Origin of the sequence: Streptomyces lydicus, from assembly GCF_004125265.1 — a bacterium.
GTDB classification, from domain to species: domain Bacteria; phylum Actinomycetota; class Actinomycetes; order Streptomycetales; family Streptomycetaceae; genus Streptomyces; species Streptomyces lydicus_C.
This window is the reverse complement of sequence record NZ_RDTE01000003.1, coordinates 3,176,495-3,194,273: the sequence shown is the minus strand read 5'-3', so window position 1 is coordinate 3,194,273 and position 17,779 is coordinate 3,176,495. Positions and strand designations below refer to the sequence as shown.

Annotated in this window: 18 protein-coding genes; 11 read left to right on the top strand and 7 right to left on the bottom strand. The window is 70.0% G+C overall.

The genetic code is table 11. From position 1 onward, the window contains the following. Window positions 1-10 precede the first annotated feature (10 nt). Complete coding sequence (locus D9V36_RS16440; RefSeq protein WP_129294435.1) at window positions 11-1,834, top strand: phosphoenolpyruvate carboxykinase (GTP); 1,824 nt, start codon at window positions 11-13, stop codon at window positions 1,832-1,834. Window positions 1,835-2,006: 172 nt separating this feature from the next. Here the strand turns inward: D9V36_RS16440 and D9V36_RS16435 are convergent, their stop codons facing one another. The 3 genes from D9V36_RS16435 to D9V36_RS16425 all read right to left on the bottom strand — a co-directional run bounded on the left by D9V36_RS16435 (window position 2,007) and on the right by D9V36_RS16425 (window position 4,460). Further along, window positions 2,007-2,462, bottom strand: coding sequence for a hypothetical protein (locus D9V36_RS16435; RefSeq protein ID WP_129294434.1), 456 nt, complete (start codon window positions 2,460-2,462; stop codon window positions 2,007-2,009). Window positions 2,463-2,580: 118 nt separating this feature from the next. Continuing rightward, the gene (locus D9V36_RS16430) at window positions 2,581-3,792 is read right to left on the bottom strand and encodes a pyridoxal phosphate-dependent aminotransferase (protein WP_129294433.1); all 1,212 of its coding nucleotides are present in this window, start codon (window positions 3,790-3,792) and stop codon (window positions 2,581-2,583) included. A gap of 224 nt (window positions 3,793-4,016) precedes the next feature. Continuing rightward, on the bottom strand, window positions 4,017-4,460 hold the full coding sequence (locus tag D9V36_RS16425; protein WP_129298459.1) for a MarR family winged helix-turn-helix transcriptional regulator: 444 nt from the start codon (window positions 4,458-4,460) through the stop codon (window positions 4,017-4,019). Between the two features lie 107 nt (window positions 4,461-4,567). Here D9V36_RS16425 and D9V36_RS16420 point away from each other — a divergent pair, with 107 nt between their 5' ends. Together D9V36_RS16420 and D9V36_RS16415 are read left to right on the top strand one after the other, a co-directional pair. Then, window positions 4,568-4,960: a nuclear transport factor 2 family protein gene (locus D9V36_RS16420; RefSeq protein ID WP_129294432.1), complete on the top strand. Its 393-nt coding sequence runs from the start codon at window positions 4,568-4,570 to the stop codon at window positions 4,958-4,960. 175 nt (window positions 4,961-5,135) lie between these two features. Beyond that, complete coding sequence (locus D9V36_RS16415; RefSeq protein WP_129294431.1) at window positions 5,136-6,584, top strand: glyceraldehyde-3-phosphate dehydrogenase; 1,449 nt, start codon at window positions 5,136-5,138, stop codon at window positions 6,582-6,584. Window positions 6,585-6,729: 145 nt separating this feature from the next. On the opposite strand, the gene D9V36_RS16410 is transcribed toward D9V36_RS16415, so the two are convergent. After that, window positions 6,730-8,364 carry an N-acyl-D-amino-acid deacylase family protein gene (locus D9V36_RS16410; protein WP_129294430.1) on the bottom strand — a complete coding sequence of 545 codons (1,635 nt, stop codon included), beginning with the start codon at window positions 8,362-8,364 and terminating at the stop codon, window positions 6,730-6,732. 52 nt (window positions 8,365-8,416) lie between these two features. Next, window positions 8,417-9,706 carry an amino acid deaminase gene (locus D9V36_RS16405; protein ID WP_129294429.1) on the bottom strand — a complete coding sequence of 430 codons (1,290 nt, stop codon included), beginning with the start codon at window positions 9,704-9,706 and terminating at the stop codon, window positions 8,417-8,419. Between the two features lie 220 nt (window positions 9,707-9,926). Here D9V36_RS16405 and D9V36_RS16400 point away from each other — a divergent pair, with 220 nt between their 5' ends. The 5 genes from D9V36_RS16400 to D9V36_RS16385 all read left to right on the top strand — a co-directional run bounded on the left by D9V36_RS16400 (window position 9,927) and on the right by D9V36_RS16385 (window position 14,211). After that, entirely contained in the window at window positions 9,927-11,135 is a 1,209-nt protein-coding gene (locus D9V36_RS16400; protein ID WP_129294428.1) for a sugar kinase, read from the top strand. Next, window positions 11,132-11,263: a hypothetical protein gene (locus D9V36_RS42620; RefSeq protein WP_277753450.1), complete on the top strand. Its 132-nt coding sequence runs from the start codon at window positions 11,132-11,134 to the stop codon at window positions 11,261-11,263. Before D9V36_RS16400 ends, D9V36_RS42620 begins: the two co-directional genes overlap by 4 nt. Further along, on the top strand, window positions 11,260-12,012 hold the full coding sequence (locus D9V36_RS16395; RefSeq protein WP_129294427.1) for an IclR family transcriptional regulator: 753 nt from the start codon (window positions 11,260-11,262) through the stop codon (window positions 12,010-12,012). The genes D9V36_RS42620 and D9V36_RS16395 overlap by 4 nt, the downstream gene beginning before the upstream one ends. 132 nt (window positions 12,013-12,144) lie before the next feature. Next, window positions 12,145-12,555 (top strand): RidA family protein, encoded by a 411-nt coding sequence (locus tag D9V36_RS16390; protein WP_129294426.1) that lies wholly within the window; start codon window positions 12,145-12,147, stop codon window positions 12,553-12,555. Window positions 12,556-12,735: 180 nt separating this feature from the next. Next, entirely contained in the window at window positions 12,736-14,211 is a 1,476-nt protein-coding gene (locus D9V36_RS16385; RefSeq protein ID WP_129294425.1) for a GntP family permease, read from the top strand. A gap of 90 nt (window positions 14,212-14,301) precedes the next feature. Here D9V36_RS16385 and D9V36_RS16380 read toward each other — a convergent pair whose 3' ends face one another. Then, window positions 14,302-14,790, bottom strand: a complete 489-nt coding sequence (locus tag D9V36_RS16380; protein WP_129294424.1) for an ATP-binding protein — start codon at window positions 14,788-14,790, stop codon at window positions 14,302-14,304. Window positions 14,791-15,061: 271 nt separating this feature from the next. Between D9V36_RS16380 and D9V36_RS16375 the strand changes: the two genes are divergently transcribed. From D9V36_RS16375 to D9V36_RS16365, 3 genes are read left to right on the top strand one after another with little or no spacing between them, the layout of a single operon-like run. Next, on the top strand, window positions 15,062-15,913 hold the full coding sequence (locus tag D9V36_RS16375) for a helix-turn-helix domain-containing protein (RefSeq protein WP_129294423.1): 852 nt from the start codon (window positions 15,062-15,064) through the stop codon (window positions 15,911-15,913). 10 nt (window positions 15,914-15,923) lie between these two features. Then, entirely contained in the window at window positions 15,924-16,115 is a 192-nt protein-coding gene (locus tag D9V36_RS16370) for a hypothetical protein (RefSeq protein ID WP_129294422.1), read from the top strand. Window positions 16,116-16,124: 9 nt separating this feature from the next. Then, a complete protein-coding gene (locus D9V36_RS16365) occupies window positions 16,125-16,316 on the top strand; it encodes a hypothetical protein (protein WP_129294421.1) in 192 nt (63 codons plus the stop codon). An 82-nt stretch (window positions 16,317-16,398) separates the two neighbouring features. Here D9V36_RS16365 and D9V36_RS16360 read toward each other — a convergent pair whose 3' ends face one another. After that, the gene (locus tag D9V36_RS16360; RefSeq protein ID WP_129294420.1) at window positions 16,399-17,754 is read right to left on the bottom strand and encodes a M14 family metallopeptidase; all 1,356 of its coding nucleotides are present in this window, start codon (window positions 17,752-17,754) and stop codon (window positions 16,399-16,401) included. Window positions 17,755-17,779: the final 25 nt, after the last annotated feature.

Here is a 17,779-nt window from a genome sequence, read left to right as displayed (position 1 = left end):
AGGAGCGATCGTGGCGCGCGACAACGCGGCTCCCTCTGCCCATCCGACCCGTCACCAGGACCTCATCTCCTGGGTCGACGAGATCGCAGCGCTCACCCAGCCCGACCGGGTCGTCTGGTGTGACGGCTCGGAGGCGGAGTACGAGCGTCTGTGCGAGGAGCTCGTCGACAAGGGCACGTTCAAGAAGCTCGACCCGGTCAAGCGCCCCAACTCCTACTACGCCGCCTCCGACCCCTCGGACGTGGCGCGTGTCGAGGACCGCACCTTCATCTGCTCCGAGAAGGAGGCGGACGCCGGCCCGACCAACCACTGGAAGGCCCCCGCCGAGATGCGGGAGGTCTTCGCCGGTGAGCAGGGCATCTTCCGCGGCTCGATGAAGGGCCGGACGATGTACGTCGTCCCGTTCTGTATGGGCCCGCTCGGCTCGTCGCTCTCCGCGATCGGTGTGGAGATCACCGACTCCGCCTACGTCGCGGTCTCGATGCGCACCATGACGCGCATGGGGCAGCCGGTGCTCGACGAGCTCGGCGAGGACGGCTTCTTCGTCAAGGCCGTGCACACCCTCGGCGCCCCGCTGGCCGAGGGCGAGGCCGACGTCCCGTGGCCGTGCAACTCCACCAAGTACATCTCGCACTTCCCCGAGGACCGCGAGATCTGGTCCTACGGCTCGGGCTACGGCGGCAACGCCCTGCTCGGCAAGAAGTGCTACGCGCTGCGGATCGCCTCCGTCATGGCGCGTGACGAGGGCTGGCTCGCCGAGCACATGCTGATCCTCAAACTCACCCCGCCGCAGGGCGAGTCCAAGTACGTCGCGGCCGCCTTCCCGTCCGCCTGTGGCAAGACCAACCTCGCGATGCTGGAGCCCACGATCTCCGGCTGGACGGTCGAGACCATCGGTGACGACATCGCCTGGATGCGCTTCGGTGAGGACGGCCGTCTCTACGCCATCAACCCCGAGGCCGGATTCTTCGGTGTCGCGCCCGGCACCGGCGAGCACACCAATGCCAACGCCATGAAGACGATGTGGGGCAACTCCGTCTTCACCAACGTCGCGCTCACCGACGACGGCGACGTCTGGTGGGAGGGCATGACGGAGGAGAAGCCCGCCCACCTGACCGACTGGAAGGGCAACGACTGGACCCCGGAGTCCGAGACCCCGGCGGCCCACCCCAACGCCCGTTTCACCGTCCCGGCCGGCCAGTGCCCGATCATCGCGCCCGAGTGGGAAGACCCCAAGGGCGTGCCGATCTCGGCGATCCTCTTCGGCGGCCGCCGCGCCAGCGCCGTACCGCTGGTGACCGAGTCGCTGACCTGGCAGCACGGCGTCTTCCTCGGCGCCAACGTCGCCAGCGAGAAGACCGCCGCGGCCGAGGGCAAGGTCGGCGAGCTGCGCCGCGACCCGTTCGCCATGCTGCCGTTCTGCGGCTACAACATGGGCGACTACATGGGGCATTGGGTCAAGGTCGGCGCGGACAAGGACCAGTCCAAGCTGCCGAAGATCTACTACGTCAACTGGTTCCGCAAGGACGACAAGGGCCGCTTCGTCTGGCCCGGCTTCGGCGAGAACGGCCGGGTGCTCAAGTGGATCGTCGAGCGCCTGGACGGCAAGGCCGAGGGTGTCGAGACCCCCATCGGCGTGCTGCCCACGAAGAACGCGCTGGACACCGACGGCCTGGACCTCGACGACGCCGACCTCGACTTCCTGCTCACCGTCGACAAGGACGTGTGGCGCGAGGAGGCGGCGCTGATTCCCGAGCACCTCAACACCTTCGGTGACCACACGCCGAAGGAGCTGTGGGACGAGTACCGCGCACTGGTCCAGCGGCTCGGCTAGCCCGCCGCGTCAGCCCTCGCACCGCGCCCGGCCGGGGCCCCGCACCTCGCGTGCGGGGCCCAGGCTCGTTCACCGTCCGCAGCGCGGAAGCCGGGCCGCCCCGTTGGGCCGGTGGAGTGGCGCCGGGCCCGCCCTCGTCGGAGGGGTGCGGGTGCGGGCCGGCCCCCGGGCCTCAGGCCGTGGCGAGATTCCGGTCGTGACGCGGTGCGGCGTGTGCCTCCATCCGCTCCGCGGCCAGGGCGATCGCCGCGGCGTCACCGCGGGAGGTGGCGACCGCCAGGGCGTTCCCGGCGAGGGTGTGGGCACGCTGCCGCAGGGCCTCGGCGTGGGACGGGCTGCCGCCGTCGGAGGGCTCGGCGCGCAGCGGGTAGTGGCCGCCGCTCAGCCGGGCGACCTGATCGGCGATGCGCTCGGCGGCGGCGGCGAGAGCATCGCCGTCCGGTGTGGAGCCGTGGGCCGCGCCGCCGTCCTCCCGCGCCGCCAGGGCGTGCAGTTCGTCGGTGACGGTGAGCAGCGCGGTCAGCTGTCCGGCGAGCCGGATGTCCAGCTCCTCCTCGCGGGAGCGGTGCGGGACCTCCGGGGCGGCGGCCATGGTGTGGACCGACTTGGTGCGGATCGGTTCGTACATGGGATGGCCTCCTGAAAGCGTCTAGGAGGCCATCCTAGCTTGGACGGTGTCTAAAGTTGTGATCCGTATCGATCCGTATTGATTCGTATTGCCCCTTGGAGGAGTCGCTCCGGCCGGCTCAGTACTGTCCGTAGCCGTCGAGGAAGGAGCCGATCCGGGTGACGGCATCCGTCAGATCGTCCTTGCTGGGCAGGGTGACCAGGCGGAAGTGATCCGGCTCGGGCCAGTTGAAGCCGGTGCCGTGCACGATCATGATCTTCTCGGCGCGCAGCAGGTCGAGCACCATCTGCCGGTCGTCCTTGACCTTGTAGACCTTGGGGTCCAGCCGCGGGAAGGCGTACAGCGCGCCCTTCGGCTTGACGCAGCTGACGCCGGGGATCTGCGTCAGCAGTTCGTACGCCGTATCGCGCTGCTCCAGCAGCCGGCCGCCGGGCAGCACCAGTTCGTTGATGGACTGGCGGCCGCCGAGGGCCGTGGCGACCGCGTGCTGGGCCGGCATATTGGCGCACAGCCGCATATTGGCGAGGATCGTCAGCCCCTCGATGTACGAGGCGGCGTGCGCCTTCGGGCCGCAGACCGCCATCCAGCCGCTGCGGTAGCCCGCCACCCGGTACGACTTCGACAGCCCGTTGAAGGTCAGGGTCAGCAGGTCCGGGGCGAGCGAGGCGAACGGGGTGTGGGTGACGCCGTCGTAGAGGATCTTGTCGTAGATCTCGTCGGCGCAGACGATCAGGTTGTGCCGCCGGGCGATCTCCGCGATGCCCTGCAGCAGCTCGTCGTCGTACACCGCACCCGTGGGGTTGTTGGGGTTGATGACGACGATGGCCTTGGTGCGGTCGGTGACCTTGCGCTCGATGTCGGCGAGGTCCGGCATCCAGTCGGCCTGCTCGTCACAGCGGTAGTGCACGGCGGTGCCGCCGGAGAGGGACACGGACGCCGTCCACAGCGGGTAGTCCGGGGCCGGGACCAGCACCTCGTCGCCGTCGTCCAGCAGCGCCTGCATCGACATCTGGATGAGTTCGGAGACGCCGTTGCCGAGGTAGATGTCGTCGACCGAGAGGTCGATGCCCTTGGTCTGGTAGTGCTGCATCACCGCGCGGCGGGCGGAGAGCAGGCCCTTCGCGTCGCCGTAGCCGTGTGCCGTACCGACCGAGCGGAGGATGTCCTCCAGGATCTCGGGCGGGCACTCGAAGCCGAACGCCGCCGGGTTGCCGGTGTTGAGCTTGAGGATGCGGTGCCCCGCCGCCTCCAGCCGCATGGCCTCCTCGAGCACCGGGCCACGGATTTCGTAGCAGACGTTGGAGAGCTTCGTTGACTGGATCACCTGCATGTCCGCCACCTTACGGCTGCGTATCGGCCCCCGCCCGGTGTTCTTCCCCACGTTGGTCAGCGGATGGTGTGGGGTGCGTCACGCAAAGTGACGCGCCGTAGCCCGGGGGGTGGGGCCGGGCGGCCGGGCGGTCGGGGGCCGGACTGTCGGGCGGTCGGGCGGTCGTTCGGGTGGACGGGGCCGGCGGGGTGGCCGGGGGTGGCCGCCCGGGTGCCCGCCCTCCGTCAGGCGAACGGGCCTTCGGCCGTGAAGCGGCGCAGATGGCGGGCGAAAGTCTCGGCCTCGCCGGGCGGCCATGAGGACAGACTGGTCATGATGTGGGCGGCCAGGCGCCTGCGCAGCTCTGCCACTGTCGAGTGGCCCGCTTCGGTGAGGACGAGCAGATGTGCGCGCCGGTCGGTCGGGTCCGCCTCGCGGCGGATGAGGCCGGCGGCCTCCAGGCGGGAGGCGCGGCGGGTGACGCCGGAGCGGTCGACTCCGGCGTCGGGTGCCAGGTCGGCGGCGCTGCGCGGGCCGGTCCTGGCCAGCGCGCTGAGTACCGGGTAGGTCAACTCGTCCACGGCCTCGCCCATGTTCTCGGTGAGCTGCTGGTGCAGCTGCGCGCGAGTGGTGCGCCTGAGCAGGAGGCCCAGCGCGTCGGCGATCTCATGCCCTACTTCGTTCTCCATGTTCTCCACGCTCACCAGAATAGCGTGCGTGACGCACGCGTTTGGTGCTACAGTTCAGGAAGTGCGTGCGCAACGCACGCAATTCACTTCCTCTGAAGGGAACTCCCATGACCCGCACCGGCATCGAGGCCGCCATGAACGACCTCCTCTTCAACGCCGAGATCACCCTGCAGGAGGCCGCCGACCGCCACTTCGCCCCGGAGTACCGCCAGCGCACGGACGGAGAGTGGGCCGACCGCACCGAATTCCTGGAGCACATCACCCATGTGCGCTCCCTCGTCGCCGGCGGCCATGTCGAGGTGCACGAGGAGCTGTACAGCGGCAGCAAGTACGCCGACCGGCACACCGCCCACATCACGAAGAAGGACGGCTCGACCGTGCGCATGGAGGTCTATGTGTTCGCCGACCTCGCCCCCGACGGCCGGTTCAGCCGCATCGAGGAGACCACCCTGATGCTCCAGGGCTCCGACGCCGATCGCGGCATCGGCAGTGCCCGCTAGCGCGCGGCCCGCGAACCACGGCCCGCGAACCACGGCCCGCCCCCCTGTCGTTCCAGGTGAGGGCGGGTGTGGCGGCGGAAGCGGGTCGCGGCATCCCGCTCAGGCGGCACCGTTTGAATGATGAAAAGAGCGGGGCGGTAGCATATGAGCACCGCCTAGCTCGAAAGATAAGCCTGTGACTGCTGTCAATGACGACTCGTTCACCAACTGGAAAAACCGCGAGGAGATCGCGGAGTCGATGATCCCGATCATCGGGAAGCTGCACCGTGAGCAGGACGTGACGGTCCTGCTGCACAGCCGCTCCTTGGTGAACAAGTCGGTGGTCAGCATCCTCAAGACCCACCGGTTCGCCCGGCAGATCGCCGGTGTGGAGCTCTCGGTCACCGAGACGCTGCCGTTCCTGCAGGCACTCACCTCGCTCGACCTCGGCCCGTCCCAGATCGACATCGCCCTGCTCGCCGAGGCGTACCGTGCCGACGACCGCGGTCTGTCGGTGGCGGAGTTCACCGCCGAGGCCGTCGCCGGCGCCACCGGTACCGACAAGATCGAGCGCCGCGAGCCGCGCGATGTCGTCCTCTACGGCTTCGGCCGCATCGGCCGCCTCGTCGCCCGTCTGCTGATCGAGAAGACCGGTTCCGGCAACGGCCTGCGGCTGCGCGCCATCGTCGTCCGCCAGGGCGGCGAGCAGGACATCGTCAAGCGTGCCTCGCTGCTGCGCCGCGACTCCATCCACGGGCAGTTCCAGGGCACGATCACCGTTGACGAGGCGAACAGCACGATCATCGCCAACGGCAACGAGATCAAGGTGATCTACGCCAACGACCCCTCGGAGGTCGACTACACGGCGTACGGCATCAAGAGCGCCATCCTCATCGACAACACCGGCAAGTGGCGCGACCGCGAGGGCCTGTCGAAGCACCTGCGCCCCGGCATCGACAAGGTCGTCCTGACCGCGCCGGGCAAGGGCGACGTCCCCAACATCGTGCACGGCGTCAACCACGACACGATCAAGCCGGACGAGCAGATCCTGTCCTGTGCGTCCTGCACCACCAACGCGATCGTCCCGCCGCTGAAGGCGATGGCGGACGAGTACGGCGTGCTGCGCGGCCACGTGGAGACCGTCCACTCGTTCACCAACGACCAGAACCTGCTGGACAATTACCACAAGGCCGACCGTCGTGGCCGCTCGGCGCCGCTCAACATGGTGATCACCGAGACCGGTGCCGCGTCCGCCGTCGCCAAGGCGCTGCCCGAGCTCACGGCCCCGATCACCGGCAGCTCGATCCGGGTCCCGGTGCCGGACGTCTCGATCGCGATCCTCAGCCTGCGGCTCGGCCGTGAGACCAGCCGCGAGGAGGTCCTGGACTACCTCCGTGACGTGTCGCTGACCTCGTCGCTCAAGCGCCAGATCGACTTCACCACGGCGCCCGACGCGGTGTCGAGCGACTTCATGGGCTCGCGTCACGCCTCGATCGTCGACGCCGGCGCCACCAAGGTCGACGGCGACAACGCGATCCTCTACCTCTGGTACGACAACGAGTTCGGCTACTCCTGCCAGGTCATCCGCGTCGTCCAGCACGTCTCCGGCGTGGAGTACCCGACCTACCCGGCCCCGGCGGTCTGATCCGGCGCTCTGATCCGGGGGGCTGATCCGACGGCCTGATCCGCGGGACTGCCCGGTTCGCCGGCCGCTGTCCACCGGCCACTGGCCCTTCCACCGCTCGCAGGCGGCGGGAGGGCCAGTTGGCGTGGGGCGGGCCGCCCCCGCCTCAGCCCCGTCCCGCCGCCGTGCGCCGTACCGTCCGTCCCGCCAGGACGTCCGTCCGCCGGCCGTCCTCGATCACGAACCGGCCGTCGATGAGTACATGCGGGATGCCGGTGGGCAGGGTGCGCGGGGTGTCGAAGGTGGAGCCGGCGGCGACCGTTTCGGGGTCGAAGAGGACGAGGTCGGCGCGGTAGCCCTCGCGGACGAGGCCGCGGTCGGGGAGCCGCAGGCGGGCGGCCGGGCGGCCGGTCAGATGGGCGACGCACTCCTCCAGGGACAGCACACCCAGCTCGCGGACGTACCTGCCGAGGTACTGGGGGAAGGTCCCGTACGCGCGCGGATGCGGTTTGAGGCCCTGGAGGATGCCGTCGCTGCCGCCGGTGTGCACCCGGTGGCGCATGATCCGGCGGACGTTCTCCTCGTGGCCGATGTGCTGCAGGATCGTCGAGCCCAGGCGGTCGTCGGTCAGCAGCCGCCGGGCGGTCACCCACGGCTCCTCGCCGCGTTCCGCCGCGCTGCGGGCGACGGTCTTGCCGACGTAGCCGGACAGCGCCGGGTCCGCGACCCCGGAGATCTCGATGGTGTCCCAGTCGATGGGCACCCCGTGGCAGCCGTCCGCCCCGTCCACCTCCATGACCCGGCGGATGCGCTCGGCCGTCGCCTCGTCGCGGAGGCGGGTGAGGATCGACTCCGGGCCGCCCTCGCTCGCCCAGCTCGGCAGCATCGCGACCAGCGTCGTACAGCCGGGGGTGTAGGGGTAGGTGTCGAGGGTGAGGTCCGCGCCCGCGTCCAGCGCCCTGTCCAGGAGCGCGAGCAGTTCGGGCGCGCGGCCCTCGTTCACGTCGAAGTTCATGGTGGCGTGCGCCAGATGCAGCGCACAGCCGGCCTCGCGGGTGAGCGCCACCATCTCCTCGTACGCCTGGAGGGCGCCGGCCCCGTAGGAGCGGTGGTGCGGGCAGTAGTAGCCGTCGTAGCGGGCCACCACCCGGCACAGTTCGGTGAGTTCCGCGTCGGAGGCGTACATGCCGGGGGTGTAGGTCAGCCCGGAGGACAGTCCCACCGCGCCCTGCTCCAGGCCCTCGGCGACCAGCTGCTTCATCCGCGTCAGCTCGTCGGCGGTGGCGGGGCGGTCGTCCCAGCCCAGCGCGAGCATCCGGACGGTGCCCTGCGGGACGAGGTAGGCGGCGTTGACGGCGATGCCGTGGCCGTCGAAGCCGTGGTCGAGGCGGTCGAGGTAGCCGCCGACGGTGCGCCAGGTGAAGTCGACGGAGGTGTCCCCGGGGCCTCCGCCGTTCCAGCCGGTGATCTGGGTGCGGACCTCGGCGAGGGTCCGGTCGTCGACCGGCGCGTACGACAGGCCGTCCTGGCCGATGACTTCGAGGGTGACGCCCTGGGCGGCCTTCGCCTCGTGCGCCGGGTCACGCAGCAGCGCGAGGTCGCTGTGCGCGTGCATGTCGATGAAGCCGGGGGAGAGGGCGAGGCCGTGGCCGTCCACCACGCGGGCGGCGCCCGGGCGCGGGCCGCCGTCCGACTCGCGGTGGATCGCGGCGATCCGGCCGCCGGCGAGGGCGACATCGGCGCGGTAGGACGGGCCGCCGGACCCGTCGAGGACGCGGACGTCGCGGAGCACGGTGTCCATGGGGGGCCGCCTTTCTCGGTGCCTGGGTGCGTGGTCTCGGCGCCCGGGACTTCTAGAAGAAGGTGCGGATGTAGTCGGTGACCGTGCCGTCCTGCTCGACCAGCGGGATCAGCTGCCACTTGTCGAAGGACGTACAGGGGTGCGACAGGCCCAGTCCGACCCAGTCACCGACCTCCAGATCACCGGCCCGCTCGGTGCGGACCCAGGCGTGCTGGTCGGACAGGCCGGTGACGGTGACGCCGTCCGCCGGGCGCAGGGTGCCGTCCCGGCCGGACCGTACGACCTGGGCCTGCGGCAGATGCAGGTCGTACGCCGCGTCGCGCTTGCCCGCGTTGAGGAACGCCTGCTCGGGCGTGGGGCGGGAGACGACCTGCGCCCAGAGGCGGAAGGCGGGCTGCAGAGCGCCCTCCTCGGGGACGCGGTGGAAGGGGGTGACCTCGCGGTAGTGACCGTCGTCGTGCGAGACGTACGCGCCCGAGCGCAGCAGCTTGAGAGGCGGGGCGGACAGCTCGGGGGTCCCGGCGAAGACCTCGGCCACCGCGTCGAACCAGGCACTGCCGCCCGCGCTGAGGACGATCCGGTCGAGGTCGGCGAACCGGCCCGCCCGGTCGAACTCCACGGCCAGGGCGACCAGTCGGCGCAGCCAGGCCGTGACCCGCTCGGGGGTGGCGTCGGGCACCTCGCCCTCGTACCCGGCGACGCCGACCAGGCGGAGGGTGTCCACGCCCGCGATGGCGTCGGCGAGTTCGAGGCCTTCGGTCTCGGTCCGCACGCCGGTACGGGCGCCCTCGCCCGCGCCGAGTTCGACGACGACGTCCACGGGGCGGGTGGCGCCGGCCTCGCGCAGCGCGGTGTCCATCAGCTCGATGCCGCGCAGCGAGTCGACGTAGCACACGAAGCGGAAGCCGGGGTCGGCGTCGAGCTCACCGGCGAGCCAGCGCAGCGCCGCCGCGTCCACGAGCTCGTTGGCCAGGAAGATCCGCTGGATGCCGTAGTGGCGGTATACGCGGACCTGGTGGGGGACGGCGGCGGTGATGCCCCAGGCGCCGTGGTCCAGCTGGCGGGCGAAGAGCTGCGGTGCCATGCAGGTCTTGCCGTGCGGGGCGAAGGCCAGGCCGTGCCGGGCGGCGTAGGTCTCCATCAGCGCCAGGTTGTGGGCGACCGACTCGGCGGAGAGGGCGAGGACAGGGGTGGTGAACCCGTCGCGGAAGAGGTTGCGGCGCTCGGCGGCCAGCTCGCCGACGGTCCGGCCCTCGGCGTCCGGGGGCAGCGCCTTGAAGCGGTGATCGACCCGCTCGTCCGCGAGTCCCTTGAGTCCCTGCGCGAGCCGTCCACCGGCCATGGGGCCTCCCCGAAATCCTCGTTGCACTGTCTGCAACGCTCATTGCGCATATCGCTGACCGCTGTCTAACATCCGGGCCATCGCCCGGTCAACGGTGGGAAGCGGGGTGGGAAACGGCGGGGAATGGCGGGCGTGCGGCCGGAACTTCGTGCGGCGTACGGCCGGAACCCGTGCGGTACCCGGTCCGGGCAGGCACCACAGCGAAGGAGCGGAACCGATCGTGACCAGGTCCTCGAACGCCGACGGCATCCCCGCCCGGGATGGCGCACCCGCCCCGGACGTCGACGTCGTCTGTCTCGGCGAGTCGATGGTCACCTTCCTGCCGCGGCGGCCCGGCCGACTCGCCGACGTCCCCTCCTTCGACCGCGCCATCGGCGGCGCCGAATCCAACGTCGCCTGCACTCTCGCCCGCACCGGGCACACCGCACGCTGGATCTCCCGGGTCGGCACCGACGGTTTCGGCGACCACCTGCTTGCCGCCATCGCCGACTACGGCGTCGATGTCACCCACGTCCGGCGCGACCCGCTGCGCCCCACCGGCATCTACTTCCGCACCGCGGACGACCGCGCAACCGACACCCACGAGGTCGCCTACTACCGCACCGGTTCCGCCGCCTCGGCCATGACGGCCGCGCACCTGGACCAGGACGCGATCCACTCCGGCCGGATCCTGCACCTGTCCGGCATCACGGCGGCACTGTCCGAAAACTGCCTCGGCCTGATGCGTGAGCTGACCGCCCGCCGCCCCGGGCGGCCGCTGCTCTCCTTCGACGTCAACCACCGGCCGGGGCTGTGGCGTGAGCCGTCCCGGGCTCAGGCGCTGCTCGAACTGGCGCGGGGCGCCGACCTGGTCTTCGTCGGCGACGACGAGGCCCGGGACGCATGGGGTCTGCACGGGGCGCACGCCATCAGTGAAGCGCTGCCGGAACCGGACCTCCTGGTCGTCAAGCAGGGCAGGCGCGGGGCCACCGTCTTCCAGCGCACGACCGAGACGGGCGCGCGCCGCGGCGACGCCACCGGCCCCGCCACTGACACCGCCACCTTCGTCCCCTCCCTGAACGTCGACCTCGTGGCGGCCACCGGCGCCGGAGACGCCTTCGCCGCCGGATTCCTCTCCGCCACCCTCCGCGCTCTCCCCGTCGGCACCCGCATCCGTCACGGCCACCTGTGGGCCGCCGCCGCCCTCACCGTCCCCGGCGATCTCGCGACCCCGCCCGGCCGCGCGCACGCCGACCGCCTGGCGGACCTCGACGACGCGGCCTGGGGGAGACTGCACCTCGGCCCCGGCTGGACCGAAGTCGCAGCATCAGGCCACAGGGTTGACGCATCCGGCCATAGGGGCGACGCAGCAGGCCAGAGGGCTGACGCATCCGGCCAAAGGGCCGGCGCATCCGGCCGCAGGGCCGACGAGGAGGTACGGACACCGTGAACGAGCGACGCGAGAGAGCCATCGACGAGGGGTACACCCCCGGCAGCGGCAGCGGCAGCGGCAGCGGCAACGGCGGCGGCGGCAACGGCGGCGGCGGCGAGAACGGGCGAAGCGAGGCACGCACATGAGCCAGACCGTCGACCGCGCGCTGAGCATCCTGCCGCTGCTCGCCGAGGGGCCCGCCGACCTGGGGCAGGTCGCCGACCGGCTCGGCGTCCACAAGTCCACGGCCCTCCGGCTCCTGCGCACCCTCCACGAACACGGCCTCGTCTACCGCCAGTCCGACCAGCGCTACCGCCTCGGCGCCCGGCTCTTCGCCCTCGCCCAGCAGGCCGCCGAAAACCTCGACGTACGCGAAATCGCCCACCCCCACCTCGTCGAACTCAACGAGAAATGCGGGCACACCGTCCACCTCGCGGTCCATGAGGAGAACGAGGTCCTCTACATCGACAAGGTGGAGAGCCGCTACCCGGTCCGGATGTACTCCCGGATCGGCAAAACCGTCGCGATCACCGTCGCCGCGGTCGCCAAGCTGCTCCTCGCCGACCTGCCCGAACCCGAGCGCCGCGCCCTCGCGGAAAAGCTCGACTACCCCCTCTACACGTCCCGTTCGGCCCCGAATGCCACGGCCTTCCTGGCCGAACTGGCCAAGGTCGGCGAACAGGGCTGGGCCACCGACCTCGGTGGCCACGAGGAGTCCATCAACTGCGTCGCGGCCCCCATCCGCGGTGCGGACGGACGCCTGGTCGCCGCGATGTCGGTCTCCGCGCCGAATGTCGTCGTCACCGCCGAAGAACTCCTCACACTGCTCCCGCTGGTACGCCGCACCGCCGACGCCATCAGCCGGGAGTACTCCGGAACGGCCATTCCCCAGTGACCACCGACCCGTAACTCCGGCCCCGTAACCGCCAGGTCCGTAACTCTGGCCCCGTAACCGCCAGGCCCGCAACCACCGGCCCCGTAACCGCTAGCCCGTAACCACCGGCCCCGTACAGGAAGCCTGAATCCCATGACCGAGAAGACCGCGCTCACCCCGGCCACCCACACCACCCCGCCCGCGAAGTTCTCCCACGGCGTCAAGAAGGGCAACATCCTGCAGGTCGCGGGCCAGGTCGGCTTCCTCCCCGCCGTCGAGGGCCAGGCCCCCACCCCGGCCGGCCCCACCCTGCGCGAGCAGACCCTGCAGACCCTCGCCAACGTCCAGGCCATCCTCGAAGAGGGCGGCGCGAGCTGGGACGACGCGATGATGATCCGCGTCTACCTCACCGACGTGGACCACTTCGCCGAGATGAACGAGATCTACAACGCCTACTTCGAGGAGCAGGGCCTCAAGGAGGCCCCCGCGGCCCGTACGACCGTCTACGTCGGCCTGCCCAAGGGGCTGCTCATCGAGATCGACGCCCTCGCCGTCCTGAGCTGAGGCATCGCACCCCTTGCCCCGCCTGCCGTTAGCACCACCGCACGCGCACCGTTCGCCGCACGGCACGGTGCCCCGTACCGACGGGGCGCCGTGCCGCGGTCCCCCCTGCCTGGAGACGCCTTCCAGGGGACACCCCGGACCTGCCCGGGAGCCGCCCCTGCCTGACAACGGAGTCACCCCATGGTCCTCGCCGCCACGCCCGCCACCCCGCCGCCACCACCCCACACCGGTGGACTGATCGCCCTGATACCGGGCACCGCGGGGCTTCTGACGGTCGCCGCCCTGGGCATCGCCCTGCTCCTCGTCCTGATCATCAAAGTCCGGCTGCAGCCGTTCGTCGCGCTGCTCACGGTCTCCATCGCGGTGGGCCTGGCCGCCGGGCTCTCCGTCACCGAACTCTTCGGCACGGTCCAGAAATCCGACGCCGTCTCGATGATCGAGACCGGTATGGGCGGCATCCTCGGGCACGTCGCCATCATCATCGGCCTGGGCACCATGCTCGGCGCGATCCTCGAAGTCTCGGGTGGCGCCGAGGTGTTGAGCTCCCGGCTGCTCCGCCTCTTCGGCGAGCGGCGCGAACCGCTCGCCATGGGCCTGACCGGCTTGATCTTCGGCATCCCGGTCTTCTTCGACGTCGGCATCTTCGTCCTCGCCCCGATCGTCTACGCGGCCGCGAAGCGCAGCGGAAAGTCGATCCTCCTCCACTGCATGCCGCTCCTCGCGGGCCTGTCCATGACCCACGCCTTCCTGCCGCCGCACCCCGGCCCGGTCGCCGCCGCCGGCCTCTTCAAGGTCGACCTCGGCTGGATCGTCCTCATGGGCGTCCTCTGCGGCATCCCGGCGGTGCTCGCCGCCTGGGGTTACGCGGCCTGGATCGGCAAGCGGCTGTTCGTCCCCGTCCCGCAGGACACGGTCGAGGCGGCGGACGAGGCCAAGGCCGCGGTCACCGCGGAGAAGGCGGCGGCCGGCGTCACGCCCGACGAGGCACCGGTCCCCCTGACCACCGTCCTCACCATCATCGGCACCCCGCTGCTCCTCATCCTCCTGGCGACCTTCTCCTCCATCGCCCTGGCCCCCTCGTCAGGCCGCTCGGTGATCGAGTTCTTCGGCCACCCCTTCGTCGCCCTGACGATCGCCCTGCTGATGTCGTACTACCTGCTGGGCATCCGCCGCGGCTGGTCCCGCACGTCCCTGGAGACGGTCTCCACCGCCTCGCTCAAGCCGGTCGGCAACATCATCCTGGTCGTCGGCGCCGGCGGTATCTTCGGCGCCGTCCTCAAGGGCAGCGGCGTGGCCACCGCCCTCTCCGACACCTTCCACCACGTCGGCCTCCCCGTCATCGTCCTCGCCTACCTCCTCTCCCTCGTCCTCCGCGTCGCCCAGGGCTCCGCCACGGTCGCCATCGTCACCACGGCCGGCATCGTCGTCCCCCTCGTGGAGGGCCAGGGCATGTCCCAGGCCCACCTCGCCCTGATCATCATGGCCATCTCGGCAGGCTCGATCTTCGCTTCACATGTGAATGACGGCGGCTTTTGGATGGTGAGCAAGTACTTCGGGATCACGGAACGCGACACCCTCAAGTCCTGGACCGTGCTGGAGTCGGTGCTCTCGGTCGCCGGGTTCGCGGTGGCAGCGTTGGTGAGCGTGGTCGTGTAGGCGTCGGTCGCGATATCCCGTCCCCTTTTACGGGCAGGAGGCGCCCGTTACGTACAGGGGGTGCCTGGCATCCGGCGCCCCCTGTGTACGTCACGCCGCGTGCCCGTATGCCCGCGCCCCTTCACGCGGAAGTACGGCCCACAACCGCGTCCCGTCGCCTGGCTCGGACGACTCCCCGAACCCCCACTCACCGTCACAGGCGTGCATCACGCAGGCCAGCAACAGAAGCATGGACCGCCGCCTGCCGTCACAGGCCGCCGCTAGACGGCGGTGAGTATGGCGTGGGTGCCCGTCGTAGAAGCAGACGCGCAGCGCGTCGTCGCGATAGCGCAGCGACAGATAGACGCTGTCGGACGGCGTGAACAGGCACGCAGAGGCGGCGAGTTCACCGATGACCTGGGTCGCGGCGTCGGTCACGTCGTGCAGGCCATGCGCTTCCAGGATCGTACGGGCGGCGGACCGCGCGACGGCCGGACTGGCGAGCGCAGCGGGAAGCGTGAGGCTGTAGGCCAGGTTCTCGGGCACGCGCGGTGTGCGGATGTCGAGGGGGTGCGGGCAGACGGACATGGCTGTGGGCATAACAACTCCCTTGTGAACACGGGTGGTTGATGTGCGGCAGCCGGTGGCCTGTCTCCCTGGCGCGGGCCCGCCCCTCCCAGGGCAGGAGGAACTGCGGGCAGGCTCGCGCGATGCGCTTCCGACTGCGTGGAGCGTGAGCGTTGCGTTACTGACTGTAGAGGTGTAGGTGGCTCATGTGCCACCTCGTCTCGCACATTGCCTCCCACGAACTGGATCAGTACCACGTGCGTCATGCAGACTGACCTCACCGAGTGGGGAGGGAGGGGTGCCGATGCCCACCAGGGCCACGCCCACGGAGCGTCAGAAGCGCCTGGGTGCCGAGCTGCGCAAGATGCGCCTCGCCGCAGGTCGAACCACCGAATACGCGGCCGGCCTGCTTGGGTTGGACCGAACGAAGGTCTCCAATATGGAGTCCGGAATCCGCTCCACTTCACCTGAACGCGTACGGATTCTCGCCAGCAACTACGACTGCTCGGACCAGCGATACGTCGATGCCCTGGCGGAACTGGCCAACTCCCGCGAGCGCGGGTGGTGGGAGCAGTTCAGGGGGAACCTCCCTCAAGGACTGCTGGATGTCGCCGAGCTGGAATGGCACGCTACGCGGCTGCGGTCCGAACAGGCCGTGCATTTGCCCGGGCCGCTTCAAGTGGGTGCATACGCACGCGCCATCTTCGACGCCGCGCTGCCACCACTGCCCAGGTCAGAGGTGGAGCTACGGGTGGTCTTCCGGTTGCGTCGCCAGCAGATCCTGGAACGCGACAACCCGGTCAACTATGTCGCATACGTTCATGAGTCCGCCCTGCGCATGCAGTTCGGTGGGCGCGCTGTGACCCGAGAACAACTGCAGCATCTTTGTGAGGTGTCCGAGCTGGTGAACGTCGAGGTGCGCGTGCTTCCTGTTGAGGCGGGCGCATTCCCGGGCGCCGGCCATGCCGTTCTGTACGCCGAAGGAGATGTGCCGCCACTGGACACCGTCCAGTTGGACTCGGCTCACGGTCCCGAATTCACTCATGCCGATGCTCAGCTCGCCAAGTACCGGGAGCACATGGGCTGGATGCATGCCCGTACGCTCGGGGCGCGCGAATCTCGGGACTTTATTCACCGCATCGTCCGTCAGCTCTGAGGAGGGCCACATGGCTCAAATTGCTTGGGAAGACCCCTACTGCGCGGAAGGTAACAACTGCTTTCGCATAGGTACCGATGGTCAGGGCAACGCTTATATCGCGGTGGCGGGTGCCGAGGATGCCTACGTCAGCGACACCCACGAAGCTCTCCGCGCGCTCATCCGCGAGATAAAGGCAGGCAAGGCGGATCACTTGCTCTAGGGAGGTCGCATGCGAGAGATCAACTGGGAAGAGCCCTACTGCGGCGAAGGCAACAACTGCTTCCGTGTGGGCACCGACGACCAGGGCAACGCCTACATCGCCGTAGCGGGCGCTGAGGATGCCTACGTCAGCGACACCCACGAAGCTCTCCGCACGCTCATCCGTGACATCAAGGCCGGCAAGGCCGACCACCTGCTCTAGGTGTGCGCATCCGCACCCGTCAGGGGCGCGGCGGGCCGCGTCGCGGTGGACGTGGCCCGCCTCTCGTCCCGGCAGTGGTGCGTCAACTGCCGCTGCTGCAGTACTGCGCCTCCTTGCCGATCGCCCGGTAAGGACAGTCGGCGACCTCCAGGAGTCGCAGGACCGCCTCCCGGTTCCGTGACGTCTCCTTCGGGATCACCGAGTCGCGCGGGTAGAAACCGCCGGAGCCGAAGGATGACGGGTACATCTCGAAGGTGTAGGCGAAGACCTTCTGGTCGCCCCACAGCCAGTCGTCGATCGAGCCGTCGGTGATGTACAGGTCGCTGGACTGCTCGGGGGTGTAGCCGTTGGTGGCGGCCATGTTCTTGCCGATGGTGGCGAAGGTGTCGTGGTCGTCCTGGGTCATGCCGGGGCCGGTGTCGTCGTCGGTGAAGCCGAAGGGCCACAGGACCAGTTCGCTGTAGGTGTGGAAGTCGATGGCGGCCTTGATCTGCTGCTTGCCGCCGATGATCCGGCTGTGGACGAACTTCGAGACGACCTGGACCTCGGGGGAGGAGGCGGGGGACGCGCCGCGGTACGTCTCGGAGGAGGTGCTCGACGAAGAGCCGCCGCAGCAGCCCCACTTGAAGTCCCAGTTGCGGTTGAGGTCGGTGCCGATGTTGCGGGATCCGGTGTTGGGCTGGCGGTTCTTGCGCCAGCTGCGGAACGAGCCGGAGGCGATGTCGTAGGCGCCGCCGTCCGGGTTGAGGTCCGGGATGATCCAGACCTCGCGGGAGTCGAGCATCTTGGTGATGCGGGGGTCGGTCCCGTACTTCGAGGTGAACTCGTTCAGGAGGTAGAGGGCCATCTCGACGGTGAGGTGTTCCCTGGCGTGCTGGTGGGCGGTGAAGAGGACTTCGGGCTCCGCCTCGTCCTTGGCGACGTTCTTGCTGAGCTTGAGGGCGAGGAGGGCGCGGCCCTCGTGGGAGGTGCCGATGACCTGCTTGCTCAGGAGGGCCGGGTACTTGGCGACGAGGGCGTCGATCTCCTTCGTGGCCTCGTCGTAGGTGTGGTACTTCGTGTAGCCGGAGGGGAAGTCCTTGACCGCGGTGCCGGCAGGGGGCGCGGGCTTGGTGGCCGGCGGGTCCGGCAATCTGCGGAGTGAGTAGCCGAGTTGGCGGGCGGCGGCGGCCTGGGCGCGGTCGGCCGTGATGACGACCTTCCCGGCGTGGACCTCGTCGATGGTGGCGCCGGTCGTGGTGAGGGCGGTGCGCTGGGCGGGGGTGGCGAGGCCGGTGACCTCGTACTGATGGGGGAGTTCGGTGCTCGCCACGGAGGTGGCGGCGGGCCGGGCCGCGGGGGCGTCCTGTGCCTGGGCGGCGGCGACCGGGGCGGCGAGGGCGAGGGAGAGGAGCGCGGTGAGGACGGTTCTGCGTCCGCCGCGGATACGTGGTCGCATGCGGTCTCCTGTGGGGTGTGAGCGA

Excerpts from the sequence above, each read along its gene's own strand:
- D9V36_RS16435 (WP_129294434.1), bottom strand. The coding sequence starts at position 2,462 with ATGTACGAACCGATCCGCACCAAGTCGGTCCACACCATGGCCGCCGCC.
- D9V36_RS16360 (WP_129294420.1), bottom strand. The coding sequence starts at position 17,754 with ATGCGACCACGTATCCGCGGCGGACGCAGAACCGTCCTCACCGCGCTC.
- D9V36_RS16405 (WP_129294429.1), bottom strand. The coding sequence starts at position 9,706 with ATGGCCGGTGGACGGCTCGCGCAGGGACTCAAGGGACTCGCGGACGAG.
- D9V36_RS16385 (WP_129294425.1), top strand. The coding sequence starts at position 12,736 with ATGGTCCTCGCCGCCACGCCCGCCACCCCGCCGCCACCACCCCACACC.
- D9V36_RS16365 (WP_129294421.1), top strand. The coding sequence starts at position 16,125 with ATGCGAGAGATCAACTGGGAAGAGCCCTACTGCGGCGAAGGCAACAAC.
- D9V36_RS16430 (WP_129294433.1), bottom strand. The coding sequence starts at position 3,792 with ATGCAGGTGATCCAGTCAACGAAGCTCTCCAACGTCTGCTACGAAATC.
- D9V36_RS16395 (WP_129294427.1), top strand. The coding sequence starts at position 11,260 with ATGAGCCAGACCGTCGACCGCGCGCTGAGCATCCTGCCGCTGCTCGCC.
- D9V36_RS16375 (WP_129294423.1), top strand. The coding sequence starts at position 15,062 with ATGCCCACCAGGGCCACGCCCACGGAGCGTCAGAAGCGCCTGGGTGCC.
- D9V36_RS16425 (WP_129298459.1), bottom strand. The coding sequence starts at position 4,460 with ATGGAGAACGAAGTAGGGCATGAGATCGCCGACGCGCTGGGCCTCCTG.
- D9V36_RS16380 (WP_129294424.1), bottom strand. The coding sequence starts at position 14,790 with ATGCCCACAGCCATGTCCGTCTGCCCGCACCCCCTCGACATCCGCACA.
- D9V36_RS16420 (WP_129294432.1), top strand. The coding sequence starts at position 4,568 with ATGACCCGCACCGGCATCGAGGCCGCCATGAACGACCTCCTCTTCAAC.
- D9V36_RS16390 (WP_129294426.1), top strand. The coding sequence starts at position 12,145 with ATGACCGAGAAGACCGCGCTCACCCCGGCCACCCACACCACCCCGCCC.
- D9V36_RS16410 (WP_129294430.1), bottom strand. The coding sequence starts at position 8,364 with ATGGACACCGTGCTCCGCGACGTCCGCGTCCTCGACGGGTCCGGCGGC.
- D9V36_RS16370 (WP_129294422.1), top strand. The coding sequence starts at position 15,924 with ATGGCTCAAATTGCTTGGGAAGACCCCTACTGCGCGGAAGGTAACAAC.